Origin of the sequence: Leclercia sp. LTM14, assembly GCF_023736175.1 — a bacterium.
GTDB lineage: Bacteria > Pseudomonadota > Gammaproteobacteria > Enterobacterales > Enterobacteriaceae > Enterobacter > Enterobacter barmai.
The window spans coordinates 1-15,524 of the sequence record NZ_JAIKTT010000002.1 but is presented as its reverse complement, the minus strand read 5'-3'; the positions used below and the strand labels follow the sequence as shown (position 1 = coordinate 15,524).

Annotated in this window: 12 protein-coding genes and 1 pseudogene; 5 read left to right on the top strand and 8 right to left on the bottom strand. The window is 59.4% G+C overall.

The genetic code is table 11. The features are described from left to right. Nucleotides 1–12: 12 nt before the first annotated feature. Genes paaC through paaA form a run of 3 tightly spaced genes read right to left on the bottom strand, consistent with a single transcriptional unit; the run spans nucleotide 13 to nucleotide 1,995 of the window. Nucleotides 13–759, bottom strand: a complete 747-nt coding sequence (paaC, locus tag K5I40_RS04495) for a 1,2-phenylacetyl-CoA epoxidase subunit PaaC (RefSeq protein WP_223075786.1) — start codon at nucleotides 757–759, stop codon at nucleotides 13–15. A gap of 7 nt (nucleotides 760–766) precedes the next feature. Further along, nucleotides 767–1,054 carry a 1,2-phenylacetyl-CoA epoxidase subunit PaaB gene (gene paaB / locus K5I40_RS04490; RefSeq protein WP_032611057.1) on the bottom strand — a complete coding sequence of 96 codons (288 nt, stop codon included), beginning with the start codon at nucleotides 1,052–1,054 and terminating at the stop codon, nucleotides 767–769. Nucleotides 1,055–1,065: 11 nt separating this feature from the next. Then, on the bottom strand, nucleotides 1,066–1,995 hold the full coding sequence (gene paaA / locus K5I40_RS04485) for a 1,2-phenylacetyl-CoA epoxidase subunit PaaA (RefSeq protein ID WP_039028513.1): 930 nt from the start codon (nucleotides 1,993–1,995) through the stop codon (nucleotides 1,066–1,068). 282 nt (nucleotides 1,996–2,277) lie between these two features. Between paaA and paaZ the strand changes: the two are divergent. From paaZ to K5I40_RS04470, 3 genes and pseudogenes are all read left to right on the top strand, one after another. Then, nucleotides 2,278–4,322: pseudogene (paaZ, locus tag K5I40_RS04480) on the top strand (phenylacetic acid degradation bifunctional protein PaaZ). A 175-nt stretch (nucleotides 4,323–4,497) separates the two neighbouring features. Next, the gene (gene tynA, locus K5I40_RS04475) at nucleotides 4,498–6,765 is read left to right on the top strand and encodes a primary-amine oxidase (protein WP_223075788.1); all 2,268 of its coding nucleotides are present in this window, start codon (nucleotides 4,498–4,500) and stop codon (nucleotides 6,763–6,765) included. Nucleotides 6,766–6,929: 164 nt separating this feature from the next. Further along, on the top strand, nucleotides 6,930–7,979 hold the full coding sequence (locus K5I40_RS04470) for a GGDEF domain-containing protein (protein WP_052246144.1): 1,050 nt from the start codon (nucleotides 6,930–6,932) through the stop codon (nucleotides 7,977–7,979). A gap of 166 nt (nucleotides 7,980–8,145) precedes the next feature. On the opposite strand, the gene K5I40_RS04465 is transcribed toward K5I40_RS04470, so the two are convergent. Further along, nucleotides 8,146–9,645, bottom strand: a complete 1,500-nt coding sequence (locus K5I40_RS04465; protein WP_223075789.1) for an aldehyde dehydrogenase family protein — start codon at nucleotides 9,643–9,645, stop codon at nucleotides 8,146–8,148. Between the two features lie 235 nt (nucleotides 9,646–9,880). Here K5I40_RS04465 and feaR point away from each other — a divergent pair, with 235 nt between their 5' ends. After that, the gene (gene feaR, locus K5I40_RS04460) at nucleotides 9,881–10,786 is read left to right on the top strand and encodes a transcriptional regulator FeaR (protein WP_138369149.1); all 906 of its coding nucleotides are present in this window, start codon (nucleotides 9,881–9,883) and stop codon (nucleotides 10,784–10,786) included. On the opposite strand, the gene K5I40_RS04455 is transcribed toward feaR, so the two are convergent. The 3 genes from K5I40_RS04455 to K5I40_RS04445 are packed head-to-tail and all read right to left on the bottom strand — an operon-like array spanning nucleotide 10,787 to nucleotide 13,942. After that, nucleotides 10,787–11,107: a YdbL family protein gene (locus tag K5I40_RS04455; protein ID WP_223075790.1), complete on the bottom strand. Its 321-nt coding sequence runs from the start codon at nucleotides 11,105–11,107 to the stop codon at nucleotides 10,787–10,789. A 7-nt stretch (nucleotides 11,108–11,114) separates the two neighbouring features. Beyond that, nucleotides 11,115–11,306 (bottom strand): YnbE family lipoprotein, encoded by a 192-nt coding sequence (locus K5I40_RS04450; RefSeq protein WP_039028506.1) that lies wholly within the window; start codon nucleotides 11,304–11,306, stop codon nucleotides 11,115–11,117. Then, nucleotides 11,303–13,942: a YdbH family protein gene (locus K5I40_RS04445; protein ID WP_223075791.1), complete on the bottom strand. Its 2,640-nt coding sequence runs from the start codon at nucleotides 13,940–13,942 to the stop codon at nucleotides 11,303–11,305. The genes K5I40_RS04450 and K5I40_RS04445 overlap by 4 nt, the downstream gene beginning before the upstream one ends. Before the next feature lie 209 nt (nucleotides 13,943–14,151). Between K5I40_RS04445 and K5I40_RS04440 the strand changes: the two genes are divergently transcribed. Then, complete coding sequence (locus K5I40_RS04440) at nucleotides 14,152–15,141, top strand: 2-hydroxyacid dehydrogenase (protein WP_039028504.1); 990 nt, start codon at nucleotides 14,152–14,154, stop codon at nucleotides 15,139–15,141. A 272-nt stretch (nucleotides 15,142–15,413) separates the two neighbouring features. On the opposite strand, the gene K5I40_RS04435 is transcribed toward K5I40_RS04440, so the two are convergent. Then, the coding region (locus tag K5I40_RS04435) for an IS3 family transposase (protein ID WP_223074744.1) at nucleotides 15,414–15,524 on the bottom strand (111 nt) is incomplete at its 5' end.

Below are 15,524 nucleotides of genomic sequence, written 5' to 3'. Positions count from 1 at the left end.
TGTTCTCCTGCTTTACCACTGCTGGCCGGGGTACACGCGCTGCAGATATTGCATCTCTGCCAGCATCGGTCCCAAATGTTCGGTATGCAGCCCTTTTCGACCGCCGGTACGGTAAGCGGACTCGGACGGTACGCTCAGCGTCGCCTCGTTCAGCCCGGCAAACACTTCCGCTTCCCACTCGTCGCGCAGGGTGCGCGGATCGACGGCAATCCCGTCGGCGGCCAGGCCTAAGTCTACCTCGTCAGCCTCGAACAGCTCGGCGGTAAAGCGCCACAGGTCGTTTACCGCCTGCTGCATTTTTTGCCCCGACACCTCGGTGCCGTTGCCCAGACGTTCCAGCCAGCCGCGGCTGAAGCGCAGGTGGTAGCGGGCTTCTTTGATGGATTTGGCGGCGATGGCGGCAAGCTGCGCGTCGCGGCTCTGGGTCAGACGGGTAAACAGCGCCACGTGCCAGGCGTCGATAAAGTACTGCCGGGCGATGGTGTCGGCGAAGTTGCCGTTCGGCTGTTCCACCAGCAGCAGGTTGCTGAACTGGCGTTCGTCGCGCTGGAACGCCAGCGTATCTTCGTCCCCCGCCCCTTCCAGTTCGGCGGCGTAGGTTAAAAAGTTGCGCGCCTGGCCCAGCAGGTCGAGGCCGATATTGGCCAGCGCGAGGTCGATCTCCAGTTCCGGGGCATGACCACACCAGGCGCCCAGACGCTGAGAAAGCACCAGCCCGTTATCACCCAGGCGCAGAACATATTGCGTTAACGTTTTCATCCCTGCCTCACATGTGCTCAATGCCATCAGGGATGGTGTAGAACGTCGGATGGCGGTAGACCTTGCTTTCCGCCGGATCGAAGAACTCACCGCGCTCTTCCGGCTGCGAGGCGACAATTTCGCTCGCCTTCACCACCCAGATGGAGCAGCCTTCGCTGCGGCGGGTGTAGGCATCGCGGGCGTTTTCCAGCGCCATGCGGTCATCGGCGGCATGCAGGCTGCCCACGTGACGGTGGGATAAACCCTGTTTGCTGCGGACAAAAACTTCGTACAACGGCCAGTATGTTTTGCTCATCTTGATTCCCCTTACGCAACCTTGCGGGCGTGTTGTTTTTCTGCGTGCGCCAGTGCGGCTTCGCGCACCCACGTCCCCTCTTCCCAGGCTTTATTCTTGGCGGCCAGGCGTTCGTGATTACAGACCCCACGCCCGTTGATAACGTCGTCGAACTCCTGCCAGTCGATCTCACCAAAACGGTAGTGACCGCTTTCGGCGTCAAAGTGCAGATCCGGGTCCGGGACGGTCATGCCCAGCATTTCCACCTGCGGCACGGTGTTGTCGACAAAGCGCTGACGCAGCTCGTCGTTGCCAAAACGTTTGATCTTCCAGGCCAGGCTACGGGCGCTGTTCGGCGAGTTGTCGTCGTTCGGGCCAAACATCATCAGGGCCGGCCACCAGAAGCGGTTGATAGCGTCCTGCAGCATCTGGCGCTGGGCTTCGCTGCCCTGGGCCAGCGCCATGCAGGCTTCAAAGCCCTGACGCTGGTGGAAGCTCTCTTCTTTACAGATTTTCACCATCGCCCGGGCATAGGGGCCGTAGGAGGTACGGCACAGCGCCACCTGGTTAACGATGGCCGCGCCATCCACCAGCCAGCCGATCACGCCGATATCCGCCCAGCTCAGGGTCGGGTAGTTAAAGATCGAGGAGTACTTCATCTTGCCGTCGAGCATCTTCTGGTAGATGTCTTCCCGGGCGCAGCCCAGCGTTTCTGCCGCGCTGTAGAGGTAGAGACCGTGCCCGGCTTCGTCCTGCACTTTCGCCAGCAGTATGGCCTTGCGGCGCAGCGTCGGGGCGCGGGTGATCCAGTTACCTTCCGGCAGCATGCCGACAATTTCGGAGTGCGCATGCTGGCCGATCTGGCGGATCAGCGTCTTACGGTACGCGTCAGGCATCCAGTCCTGGGGCTCGATGGCCGTCTCTTGCGCGATGCGCTGCTCAAAGCGTTGTTCTTCCGTCACGTCACCACCCTTTTGATTCGCTTAACTAGTAATTCGTGTTCAATGATGAATCACGTTGTTTAATAAAAGTTACACAAAGGTTAATGATAAACCCAAGATCCCTTTGTCTGTTTTGTGATGAGGCTCGCAAGACATTTCTGAAGCCCAGACGTAGCAAGGCCTGCCTCAGTAGAGAAGATATAGCGAGATCACAATGTTAATAAATCATTAACAAGAAACTTGCTTTTTATGATTCACAAACGAACTATCTATAGTGAAATCACGAACCATCTGGAGAGAAAGATGCAGCAGTTAGCCAGCTTCTTATCCGGCACCTGGCAGTCTGGCCGGGGCCGTGAGCGCACCATTCAACACGCCATCAGCGGTGAATCCCTCTGGTCCGTTACCAGCGAAGGGCTGGACATGGCCGCCGCGCGTCGCTACGCCATCGAGAAAGGCGGCGAAGCGCTTCACGCCATGACCTTCATTGAGCGCGCCGCAATGCTGAAAGCGGTGGCTAAACATCTGTTGAGCCAGAAAGAGACGTTCTATGCCCTGTCGGCACAAACCGGGGCGACCCGCGCCGACAGCTGGGTGGATATCGAAGGCGGGATCGGCACGCTGTTCACCTTCGCGAGCCTCGGTAGCCGCGAATTGCCGGACGATACCCTGTGGCCGGAAGATGAGCTGATCCCACTCTCAAAAGAGGGCGGATTTGCCGCGCGCCACGTCCTGACCTCCAAATCCGGCGTCGCGGTGCATATCAACGCCTTTAACTTCCCCTGCTGGGGGATGCTGGAAAAACTGGCTCCGACCTGGCTGGCCGGGATGCCGGCGATAATCAAACCGGCCACCGCCACCGCCCAGGTAACTCAGGCGATGGTGAAAGCCATTGTCGACAGCGGCCTGGTGCCGGACGGGGCCATTAGCCTGATCTGCGGCGGTGCGGGGGATCTGCTGGACCAGCTCGACCACCAGGACGTGGTGACCTTTACCGGCTCTGCCGTTACCGGCCAGTCGCTGCGCGTGCACCCGAACATCGTTGCGAAATCCATTCCGTTCACCATGGAAGCCGACTCCCTGAACTGCTGCGTGCTGGGGGATGACGTCACCCCGGAACAGCCGGAGTTTGCGCTGTTTATCCGCGAAGTGGTGCGGGAGATGACCGCCAAAGCCGGGCAAAAATGTACCGCTATCCGCCGCATCATCGTGCCGCAGGCGCAGGTGGAGGCCGTCAGCCAGGCGCTGATCGCCCGTCTCGAGAAAGTGGCGGTTGGCGATCCGGCGCAGGAAGGGATCAAAATGGGTGCCCTGGTCAACGCCGATCAGCGTGCCGACGTGCAGGAGAAAGTGGATGCGCTGGTAAGCGCAGGCTGCCAGATTCGTCTGGGCGGTAAAGCCGACCTGACTGCTGCCGGGGCCTTCTTCCCGCCGACGCTGCTGTTCTGCCCGCAGCCGGACGAAACCCCGGCGGTTCACGCCACCGAAGCCTTCGGCCCGGTCGCGACCTGATGCCGTATCAGTCCCGGGAACACGCCATGGCTCTGGCCCGCGCCGGTGAAGGCAGCCTCGCCGGGACGCTGGTCACCGCCGATCTGCGTCTGGCGCGACAGTTTATCGCCGGGGCCGCCCGCGCCCACGGTCGTATCCAGATCCTCAACGAAGAGTCGGCCAAAGAGTCCACCGGCCACGGCTCGCCGCTGCCGCAGCTGGTGCACGGCGGTCCGGGCCGCGCGGGTGGCGGCGAAGAGCTGGGCGGCCTGCGGGCGGTGAAACACTACCTGCAGCGCACCGCCATTCAGGGCAGCCCGAGCATGCTGGCCGCCATCAGCCAGCAGTGGGTGCGCGGTGCCCAGGTGCAGGAGGATCGCGTCCATCCGTTCCGCAAATACTTCGAAGAGCTGCAGCCGGGCGACAGCCTGCTTACCCCGCGTCGCACCCTGACTGAGACCGATATCGTCAACTTTGCCTGCCTGAGCGGAGATCATTTCTACGCCCACATGGACAAGATTGGCGCGGCGGAGTCGATCTTCGGCGAGCGCGTGGTGCACGGTTACTTCCTGATCTCCGCCGCGGCGGGGCTGTTTGTCGACGCGGGCGTCGGGCCGGTGATCGCCAACTACGGCATGGAAAACCTGCGCTTTATCGAGCCGGTGAAGCCGGGCGACACCATCCAGGTGCGTCTGACCTGCAAGCGCAAGACGCTGAAGAAACAGCGCACGGCGGAAGAGAAACCGACCGGCGTGGTGGAATGGGCGGTTGAGATCTTTAACCAGCACCAGCAGCCGGTGGCGCTCTACTCCATCCTGACCCTCGTCTCACGTCAGCACGGAGATTTCGACGCCTGACCCCCTCCCTCCGGGTAACGTCGCGCACGTTACCCGGCTTCTGGCACATCTGACAAAACATCTGGCAAATGCAGGCAAACACTACGCACAGCGATATTGCTATGTTGGCAATGACTAAACCGCGCGCAGAACAGCGGTCCCGAGTGGATAACAACACATACAACAGAGGTTAATCATGGGAAGCTCCTCCATTTTTTCTCCACGTAAAACGGCGCTGGCGTTGGCCGTTGCTTATCTCTTTTCCGGTCAGGCGCTGGCTCACGGTAGCGCAGCGCATATGGTCGAGATGGATAAAACCCTGACCGAATTTGGCGCGGATGTGCAGTGGGATGACTATGCCCAGATGTACACCATCAGCAAAGACGGGGCCTTCATCAAAGTGAAGCCGGGCGCAACAACCGCCATCGTCAACGGCAAGCCGCTCACCCTGCAGGTGCCGGTGGTGATGAAAGAAAACAAGGCCTGGATCTCCGATACCTTTGTCAACGATGTGTTCCAGTCCGGTCTTGATCAGACCTTCCAGGTTGAAAAGACCCCGCACCCGCTGAATGCCCTCTCCGCGGATGAGATCAAACAGGCCGTCGAGATCGTAAAAGCCTCGCCGGACTTTAAACCGAACACCCGCTTTACCCAGATCGCCCTCGCCGAGCCGGAAAAAGCCAAAGTGTGGGATTTCGTGCTGAACGGCACGGCGGTGGATGCGCCGCGTCAGGCCAATATCACCATGCTGGACGGCAAATTTATTATCGAAGCCCTGGTGGATCTGAAGGATAAGAAAATCCTGCACTGGGAGCCGATCAAGGACGCCCACGGCATGGTGCTGCTGGATGACTTTATGGCGGTGCAGAACATCGTGACCTCCAGCCAGGAGTATGCCGACGCCCTGAAAAAACGCGGCATCAACGACCCGAAAAAGGTGATGGCCACCCCGCTGACCGTCGGCTTTTTTGACGGTAAAGATGGCCTGAAGCAGGAAGACAGGCTGCTGAAAGTGGTGAGCTACCTGGATACCGGCGACGGCAACTACTGGGCGCACCCGATTGAAAACCTGGTGGCGGTGGTCGACCTGGTTGAGAAGAAGATTGTCAAAATTGAAGAAGGCGCAATTGTGCCGGTGCCGATGCAGTCCCGTCCGTATGATGGCCGCGACCGCGAACCGGTAGAGCATAAACCGCTGGAGATCGTGGAGCCAGAGGGCAAGAACTACACCATTACCGGCAATATGATCCACTGGCAGAACTGGGACTTCCACCTGAGCCTGGATTCTCGCGTCGGGCCAATTATCTCCACCGTCACCTTTAACGATAACGGTAAAAAACGCCAGGTGATGTACGAAGGTTCGCTGGGTGGGATGATCGTTCCTTACGGCGATCCGGACGTGGGCTGGTACTTCAAGGCGTATCTGGATTCCGGCGACTACGGCATGGGCACCCTGACCTCTCCGCTGGTGCGCGGCAAAGATGTGCCGTCCAACGCCGTGCTGCTGAATCAGACCATCCCCGACTACACCGGTGCGCCGATGGAGATCCCGCGTGCGATGGCGATTTTCGAACGCTACGCCGGGCCGGAGTATAAGCATCAGGAGATGAACCAGCCGAACGTCAGCACCGAGCGTCGTGAACTGGTGGTGCGCTGGATCAGCACCGTGGGGAACTACGACTACATCTTCGACTGGATCTTCCACGAAAACGGCACCATCGGCATCGATGCCGGGGCGACCGGTATCGAAGCGGTGAAAGGCGTGATGGCGAAAACCATGCACGATCCGAGCGCCAAAGACGATACGAAATACGGCACCCTGATCGACCACAACATCGTCGGCACCACCCACCAGCACATCTACAACTTCCGTCTGGATATGGACGTGGATGGCACCAACAACACCCTGGTGGCGATGGATCCGGAAGTGAAGCCGAACACCGCTGGCGGCCCGCGTACCAGTACCATGCAGATCAACCAGTACAACATCGACAGCGAGCAGCAGGCGGCGCAGAAATTTGACCCGGGCACCATTCGTCTGCTGAGCAACACCAGCAAAGAGAACCGCATGGGCAACCCGGTCTCTTACCAGATCATCCCGTACGCGGGCGGCACACACCCGGTAGCCACCGGCGCGAAATTCGCACCGGACGAGTGGATCTATCACCGCCTGAGCTTTATGGATAAACAGCTGTGGGTGACCCGCTACCATCCAAACGAGATGTACCCGGAAGGGAAATTCCCGAACCGCTCCACCAAAGATCAGGGGCTGGGGCAGTTCAGCAAGGATAACGAGTCGCTGAATAACCAGGATGACGTGGTGTGGATGACCACCGGCACCACCCACGTGGCGCGAGCGGAAGAGTGGCCGATCATGCCAACCGAGTGGGTGCATACCCTGCTCAAACCGTGGAACTTCTTCGACGAGACGCCGTCGTTAGGTAAGAAGAAAGAGGCGCAGTAAGTGAGTGTAAAAGGCCGGGCGAATGCCCGGTTTTTTGCCCGTTAATGACTTGCCGATCGGCCTATCGTGCTTATAGTGAGTATTATCTTTTGCTTTTTTTGGGTTAAGCATTGTTACGTCGAAAATCTTCAAGCCTTCGGACAGAACCTTTTTCACGCAGGGACATGGTCACACGCGGGCTAATCATCAGCATTCCCTGGCTGGCGCTGGTTAACATCACCTTTGCCCTGCTGGTTCTGTTGCGAAACTGGCTATTCAGCGACATCGACCGTCTTTACGAGGTCGGCACGGCCCGTGCCGCGACGATAGATCTGCTAATGCTGACGGTAATCGTCCTGTTTAGCCTCTCCCTGCTGCTGGTCTGGCGCAAAAAGCGGGGGCTGAGTCTGCTGTTGCTGCTGGCGGGGCTGATCTGGTCCTTCTGTAGCGTCTGGTTTATCGCGCATCTGCAATTGCCGTTCGCCTGGCCGCTCTGCACCACTCTCCTGATGACCTCTCTGGCCGCGCTCTATTTTTATCCCGTCGGGCTTGTCTGCTATGCACTGCCGCTGTGGATCGCGATGCCCGTTGCCAGCGTGATGCTGAACCAGGGCGTCAGTCTGCGCTTTCTGGTGGTGTGGCTTATCTTTACGGGGATCCTGGTCTACGGACGGTTTATTTTACTGCGCTGGTTTGACGAGGCCTGGCTGCGCCATCAGCAGAATCAGGCGCTGATTGCCCGCCTGGACGCTCTGGCGCATCAGGACCCACTCACCGGCACCGCCAACCGCCGGGCGATGGAGGCGGTGCTGGAAAACGCCGTCGAACAGGACAAAGGTTTTGCGCTGATCATGCTCGATGTGGATCAGTTCAAGCGCTACAACGATTTTTACGGGCATCAGGCCGGGGATGAATGTCTGGCGGCGGTGGCGCTGGCGCTAAAAAAAGTGGTGCGCAGCCCGGACGATGTGGTGTCGCGCTACGGTGGCGAGGAGTTTCTGCTGATCCTGTTTGATGCGACGGAAAAAGTTGCGGAACGGGTGGCAGCGCGCATTCAGGAGAGTCTGCGCGCCGCGGCAATTCCGCATGCCGCCTCAACGGTCAGCGACAGCGTCACGGTCAGCATGGGGATCGCTTCGATGACCGTTGGTCAAACGGCCAGCGAGGTGATTGCCCAGGCCGACGCCGCGCTGTACCGGGCGAAAAATGCAGGACGAAACCGCTGGTCCTGCTAAGGGTGCGGATTTTTGGTTCGGTGCGGTTTGGTGTCGGGTGGCGGCTGCGCCTTACCCGACCTACAGACGGCACTGTGCGGTTTTTTGTCGGGTGGCGGCTGCGCCTTACCCGACCTACGGGTGAACACAAGGTCGTAGGCCCGTGCAAGCGCAGCGTCGCCGGGCGTTAGTACCGCACGCACACTGATTTGGTTTCACACCAGCCATCCAGCCAGTCAGGGCCGAAATCACGCCCGGTGCCGGACTGCTTCATGCCGCCGAACGGCAGGTTGGCGTCGATCAAGGTATGGCTGTTCACCCACACTGTACCGGCCTGCAGACGCTCGGTGTACTCCAGCGCTTTGCTGATGTTTTGCGTCCAGACGCTGGCGGTCAGACCGTATTCGGTATCGTTCGCCAGGCGTAATGCCTCTTCGCCGTCGGCGACGCGCACCAGGTTCACCACCGGGCCAAACACTTCTTCGCGGGTCAGGCGCAGGCTGGCATCCGGGTTCACCACCAGCGTTGGCGAGACATAGTAACCCTGGTCGTTGGGACCACGATTACCGGTAATCAGCTCCGCCTGACGCGACTGCGCCTCGTCGAGGAAGGTCTGCACCTTGTCACAGTGGGCGCGGGAAACCAGCGGGTTAATGTGCGCCTCCTGGGACATCCCCGGCCCGACGCTCAGGGATTTCACCGCCTGCTCAAAACCGCTCACCACGGTATCAAACAGCGGCGCTTCGATGTAAATACGCGAGCTGGCGGCGCACACCTGGCCCTGGTTGAGGAAGCTGCCGGTCATCAGCCCTTCGATCACCCATGACGGATCGGCATCTTTCAGCACGATGGCCGGGTTTTTACCGCCCAGTTCCAGGGTTACGCCCATCAGGCGGTCGGCGGCGGAGCGCGCAATTTGTTTCCCGGTGGCGGTCGAGCCGGTAAAGCTCACTTTGGCGATATGCGGATGGTTAGTCAGCGCCGCGCCACACACCGCACCGCTGCCGGTGACCACGTTAAAGACGCCGTCCGGGATCCCGGCTTCGCTGGCCAGTTCCGCCACGCGCAACAGGGTCAGCGGCGTGGTTTCGGACGGTTTGATCACGATAGAGCAGCCTGCCGCCAGGGCGGGCATCACCTTCCACATGCCGATCAACAGCGGGAAGTTCCACGGCACGATCCCGGCCACCACGCCAATCGGCTCTTTGCGGGTCCAGGCCTGGTAGCGGGCACCCTGCGGCATCGGAATGGAGAGATCCAGCGTCTTACCGGAAATTTTCGTGGTCAGCCCGGCGGTGTAGCGCATCCAGTTCAGGGTGCAGCCCACTTCAAATGCGCGGGAGATGTTAATGGATTTGCCCTGCTCGAGGGTTTCAAGCTGGGCCAGCTCCTCGGTGTGCTGCTCCACCAGATCGGCGAAGCGCAGCAGAATACGTTCACGCTCAGCGGGCAGTTTGCCGCACCAGCTGCGGGCCACGAAGGCGCGCCAGCCGGACATCACCGCCCGGTCGACATCCTGCGCGCTGGCATCGGCCGTGGAGGCAATCACCTGCCCGGTTGCCGGGTTATAGATATCCAGACGCTTTTCGCTGTCGGAGGCGGACGGTTGTCCCTCAATCCAGAGACCGTGCTGGCGATCCAGAAATTGCTGCACGCTGTGCAGTACTGCGACCTGTGTATCAGACATAGCGATTCCTTATTATTCGCAGGGTGTCATCGCAGTCTAAGATGGGTTTCGGCAATGCGCTTTTATCTGTGTGACATTCGCTTTGTCGGCTGTGACAGGCTCCGCAAAACGCGACAATACTGCCGTTTCGCTCTCTTCCTCCGCCGGTTTTTTTACAGGATTTCGCCCCCTGTCACGGGCAATTAGAAACATAAATGCAACAATGTTTAAACATTCACGACGTAGCGGGTAACACATGCGTGCAAACGAAACGGACAATTATCAGCAGTGGCTGGCGCAGATAAACCAGGTTTGCGGCAGTTTTGCGGCCCGGCCGATGAGCGGCGAGTTTTACGGCGAGCTGGAGTCGACCTGGACCGGCAACCTGAAGCTCAGCACCGTCACCGCTGGCGGCGTGAATCTGTTTCGTACCCGCCAGGAGATAAAAACCAGCAACGATGCCTGGTTCTACACCGTGTTTCAGCTGGAAGGTGAAGCCGGGCTGGAGCAGGACGACCGGCAGATTGTGCTGAACGCAGGGGATATCACCCTGATTGACGCCTCCCGCCCCTGCTCGATCTACTGGCCGGAGAAATCCCGTCAGATCTCACTCCTGCTGCCGCGCCAGATCCTGGAGCAGCACTTCCGTTTTCAGGAGGTGAGCTGCGCGCAGAAACTCTCCCGCAGCCTGCCTACCGTACAGCTCAGCTACCGTCTGCTGCAGGACAGCATGAACAACCCGGCACTGAGCGAGACCGAAAGCGAAGCCGCGCTGGAGGCGATGGTCTGCCTGCTGCGCCCGGTATTGCAGCAGCGTGAAACCGTGCAGCCGCGCAAGGAGCGTCAGTTTACTCAGGTCCTGACCCTGATCGACGACCATATTCAGGCTGAACACCTGCGCCCGGAGTGGATTGCGGCGGAATGCGGGATGTCGGTACGCAGCCTCTACCGGATGTTTGCCGAGAAAGGGCTGGTGGTGGCGCAGTACATTAAGAATCGCCGTCTGGATCTGTGCGCGCAGATGCTGCGCGGTGCCCGCGACGACGAAAAACTGGCGGGAATTGGCTACAGCTGGGGCTTTACCGACCATAGCCACTTCTCAACGGCGTTTAAGCAGCGCTTTGGGATTTCGCCGGGCGAATACCGCAAACGCCACCGCTGATCACTTCTGCATCCACTTGCCGTTGATCCCCTGGACGTACTCGCCGGGGCGGGCGCGTTCGACCAGTTTTGTCCCGGCCATTTTCGCCACTTCATCCACCGGAATGTTATTGCTGTCCGCCAGTTTCTGATAGCTGTCGGTGCGCGCCTTGTTGATCTGCTCAACCAGCGCCAGGGTTTCTCTGTCGTGACTGCGCGGGGCGATATACCCGCTCAGCGTCTCCCCGACGCGCCCCTCGGTGCGGGCCTCATTGAGGGTCAGCGCCAGCGCGGGCGCGCTGAGCAACAGGGTTAGCACAATCAGCGCAATGCGTTTTCTCATGGCGGCCTCAGAACAGATCGCTGCGCGATTTCAGCAGCGACTCCACGTCTTTATCCACTTTGATGTGGATTTCATGTTCAATTTTGACGTTCATGTTGATGGTGATCGGCTCCTTCGACGCCGCCACTTCGATCCTCGGCGTGCAGCCTGTGAGCGTCAAAATCACAATCGCGGTGAAGCCACCGGCCAGCTTTTTCATGGTTGTTCCTTACATTCCTTGCCTGTCGGACAGCGGTTATCCGGTAGTGCTGCGTGCTCCTCCAGCCACGTCTGCAGCTTGTCGCCAAAACGCAGGCTGCGCCAGAGGGTAAACACGTTCTCCTGATGGGTGTAGTTGAGATTAGCGGCCTGCGTCTGGCCCTCGACGCGGCTGGCGCCACGCAGGGTCGAGGCGAGGGTTAATTCACCCAGATTATCTAAATTGAGTTTCGTCCACGACTGCGAAATTTCCATATAGCGAAGCCAGTTAATCGCGCCCCCCGCCGCCCCGTTCTCTTTGACCAGCGCATCGGCGGTGTCTTTATCGAGACGCAGGGTCATGGGGCCAGCGTTGGTCAGCCAGCCATCTTTGATGATCCACCTGTCGTTGTCCAGCCATAAGGGCAGCGCCCCGCTGAACGGCCCGGAGAGGGCAAACTGTTTGGGATTAATCGCGCTAATCAGTTCGCTGGAGGAGATGTTCTGCACCCGCAGAAGCGCCGCATCGTGCTGGGGCATGCGCAGCTGCTGCAGGGCCACTTTGCCGCCCAGCAGATCGACGCTGACGTTGCTGAGCAGCAGCGGGTTCGCGTCGCTCCAGGGATAGTCGCCCTGCAGATCCGCAGTGATATTGCGGGCGGTGACCTGGTTTATCACTTCGCCAATGCGCAGCGTCACCGGGCCGTGGGTACCCAAGGACCAGGTGCCCTGGCCGAAGCGGAACGGCAGGACAAAATCGACGCCGTTGATTTTGTTGTCCGGCATCCAGACGCTGCCGCTTTTCAGCACCCCGTGACCACCGGCCTCAAAGCCCTGATCCGCCGCCGCAGAATAAGCCACCTGGGCATAGAGCTCGCCGTCCTTGAGGGTCATCTTCCAGTCCGGTGGGATCAGCGGCTGGAAGACGGTTAAGGACTGCTTCGGCCACCACGCCTGACCGCGCAGGCGCTCCCCGTCCCAGCGCCCGTTCAGCTGTACCGGGCCGATGGCCCGGGCATTGAGGGCGCCTTTGTAGTTGAAAAACGTCGGATCGCTGCCGTCGACGCTGAATTTGATCGTCGAAGGCGGTAATACGCTGCCGCCGGTAAAGGTGGTTTCTCCGGCATCAAAGGACAACGCGCCGCTGAAGTGCGGCTTAGCAGGATCGCGCTGCCAGCGAATCGGGCTATCCAGCACCATGCGTGGCGCGCTGGCATGCATTGTGCCGTACTTTAGCTGGTCGAAACCGGTGGAAAGCTCGCTGAGCTCAATCACGCTGTCGCGCCACTCGCCCCTGCCTGCCACGTCCCAGCGGGCCTGCATCGGGGTGAAGTTGCCCTCGCCCCAGTAGCGCCATTGCCACAGGCCGTTGTCCGGCAGGAAATCACTGGCCCGACCGTCGAGATGCAGGGTGAAATCCCCCATCTCCTGCTCATGGGCGCGCAAAATGGCCTGCAGACGCCCGTCGATGCCTTTACGGGTGAGCGCCACGCCAGCCAGCGGCCAGCGAACCTCGTCGATATTCAGGGAGTCGATAATCCGCCCCCGCGAGCGCAGCAGCGCCCCCGGCGCAAACGCCAGCCGGGGATCGGCAAGACTGCCGGTCAGCGTGGCGGGCAGCTTCGCGTAGAGCGTCAGGTCGTTCTGTTTGGCAATGCCCGTAAGCTGCATCGGCATGTTGCTGTTATCCATGCTCAGCTTGCCGGGGCCAAAGGTCAGCACCGCATTGCCCTTCCCGGCGTCGCCCTGGGTGAGCACGTTCATCCGCCCGCTAATAACAGCCTTTTCCGTCCCCTGCTGCCAGTTGTCGATCTTAAGCCCCAGCCGTCCGCTGAGCGGAATTCCGGCCTGATCCCAGCGCCAGCGCCCGTCGCTGATGGTGAGCTGTTCCGGGGTGATCTGCCAGGGAAGATCCAGCAGCGGCTCGCCGCTCTCCCGGGCAATCATCACCAGCTGGCCCTGATTGTCCTGCCACGTCAGTTCGCCATCCACAAGCGTTGGGATCTGCGGCACCGAGAAGGTCGCCACCGTATGCCCCTGTACCGGCAGGCCGTCCGGCACCAGCGGCAGGGTAAATTCCCCCACCAGTTTTACCGGCTGGGGATTATCGGGAAGATGAAGCGTGACGTCGGTGACGGTCAGGGAACGCCCGCGTAGTTTGCCCCGCAGGCTAAACTTATCGCCGTGGTAGACAATTTCCTGCAGCGACGGCGTTAGCGAGGCGGTGAGTTTCCCCTCCCACGCCTGCCAGGGGGAGAGCGTCAGACGGTCGATGGTCAGCCAGGTGTTGGGCAGCAGGGATTGCCATTCGGCCAGGGTACGCGGCGCGGCGGGCGAAGGCTCGCTGGCGGGGATTTTACTCAGGCAGGCGCTGTTGAGATCCAGCGCGCCGATGTTGATTTTCCAGCGGCTGGGGTGGCTGAGGGTGGCATCTTCGACGCGGGCAATTTCGCAGTCATCCACCAGATAGCGCAGATCGGAGATCACCAGCGCGTTGCGGGTTAAGCGCGGGCTTTTCTCAAAGGCGATGCGGGTCCCGGCGGGCAGCCAGATCCCGGCGAGCGTTGGCACCCACTGCGCAAGGGTCAACAGCAGCGTTAACGGCAAAAGAATGATAAGCAGCAGTAGCGCTATCGCGGCTTTGTATGTACCCCTCATGGGCAGTTAATATCCTGATTTAGCGGAAAAATTAGCCGACAGTGCCGAATATTGTGGCATGTTTAGCCCGCCAGTTGAAGCGAACGCCATTTTTAAGGATAGTTGCTACAAAATTATTCAGAGAACTTATTGAATTCAATAATATTTTATAAATTGTAAGATTATTTTAATCATGCTAACGTAATTGAAAACTCACTGGAGAAAGTCTTATGAAACTCGCTGTATACAGTACAAAGCAATACGACAAAAAGTATCTGCAGCATGTTAACGAGGAGTATGGCTTCGAACTTGAATTTTTCGACTTTCTGCTTAACGAAAAAACCGCCAAAACCGCACATGGTTTTGATGCAGTCTGTATTTTCGTTAACGATGACGGCAGTCGTCCAGTGCTGGAAGAGCTGAAAAAACAGGGTGTGAAGTACATCGCTCTGCGCTGCGCGGGCTTCAATAACGTGGATCTGGATGCGGCGAAAGAGCTGGGTCTGCAGGTGGTGCGCGTCCCGGCCTACTCGCCGGAAGCGGTGGCGGAACATGCTATCGGCCTGATGATGTCCTTAAACCGCCGTATTCACCGTGCTTATCAACGCACCCGTGACGCGAACTTCTCTCTGGAAGGTCTGACCGGGTTTACCATGTACGGCAAAACTGCCGGGGTGATCGGCACCGGTAAAATCGGCGTGGCGGCACTGCGGATCCTGAAAGGATTTGGTATGCGTCTGCTGGCGTTTGACCCGTACCCAAGCGCAGCCGCGCTGGAACTGGGCGTGGAGTATGTCGACCTGCCGACCCTGTATGCGGAATCCGACGTGATCTCCCTGCACTGCCCGCTCACCGCAGACAACTACCATCTGCTGAACCAGAGCGCCTTTGACCAGATGAAGGATGGCGTGATGATCGTCAACACCAGCCGCGGTGGTCTTGTAGATTCTCAGGCGGCTATCGAAGCCCTGAAAACCCAAAAAATCGGCGCGCTGGGGATGGACGTTTACGAAAACGAACGCGATCTGTTCTTTGAAGATAAGTCTAACGACGTTATTCAGGATGACGTGTTCCGCCGCCTGTCCGCCTGTCACAACGTATTGTTCACCGGCCACCAGGCGTTCCTGACCGCTGAGGCGCTGATCAGCATTTCAGAAACCACGCTGGGCAACCTGAGCCAGCTGGAGAAAGGCGAGAAGAGTCCGAACGCGTTGTTTTGACAAGCTGATTGCGAAGCAACTCAGTAGTTCAGGTGACTAAAAGACTGACAGCAATACCCAAGTCCGGCTGAAAATCGCTGAGGCGTTGACCGCAGGCCGGGGCGAGGCGCAGGGATGCGCCGAGAGGGCGTGACCTACAGGGATGTAGGATCACGTCCGACCCTAAGCCTGCGGGAATAAGCTGAGGGCACCGCGAAGCGGCGATTTACTTTGCCGGGAGCCGGGATTGTAAAGGGGGCGCGATTGCACTGAACCCCGTTTCCTGGACACCTCTATTCTTGTGTTTTTTCTGCCTGAGTCCGGTACGCCACCGGGCTCAGGCCGCCAGTTTTCAGGCTGATTCGTTCAGTGTTGAAGTAACGGATATAAGCCTTGATATCCCG

Coding starts and splice junctions, on each gene's coding strand:
- paaB (WP_032611057.1), bottom strand. CDS start 1,054: ATGAGCAAAACATACTGGCCGTTGTACGAAGTTTTTGTCCGCAGCAAA.
- tynA (WP_223075788.1), top strand. CDS start 4,498: ATGGGAAGCTCCTCCATTTTTTCTCCACGTAAAACGGCGCTGGCGTTG.
- paaC (WP_223075786.1), bottom strand. CDS start 759: ATGAAAACGTTAACGCAATATGTTCTGCGCCTGGGTGATAACGGGCTG.
- K5I40_RS04470 (WP_052246144.1), top strand. CDS start 6,930: ATGGTCACACGCGGGCTAATCATCAGCATTCCCTGGCTGGCGCTGGTT.
- K5I40_RS04455 (WP_223075790.1), bottom strand. CDS start 11,107: ATGAGAAAACGCATTGCGCTGATTGTGCTAACCCTGTTGCTCAGCGCG.
- feaR (WP_138369149.1), top strand. CDS start 9,881: ATGCGTGCAAACGAAACGGACAATTATCAGCAGTGGCTGGCGCAGATA.
- K5I40_RS04465 (WP_223075789.1), bottom strand. CDS start 9,645: ATGTCTGATACACAGGTCGCAGTACTGCACAGCGTGCAGCAATTTCTG.
- K5I40_RS04440 (WP_039028504.1), top strand. CDS start 14,152: ATGAAACTCGCTGTATACAGTACAAAGCAATACGACAAAAAGTATCTG.
- K5I40_RS04450 (WP_039028506.1), bottom strand. CDS start 11,306: ATGAAAAAGCTGGCCGGTGGCTTCACCGCGATTGTGATTTTGACGCTC.
- K5I40_RS04445 (WP_223075791.1), bottom strand. CDS start 13,942: ATGAGGGGTACATACAAAGCCGCGATAGCGCTACTGCTGCTTATCATT.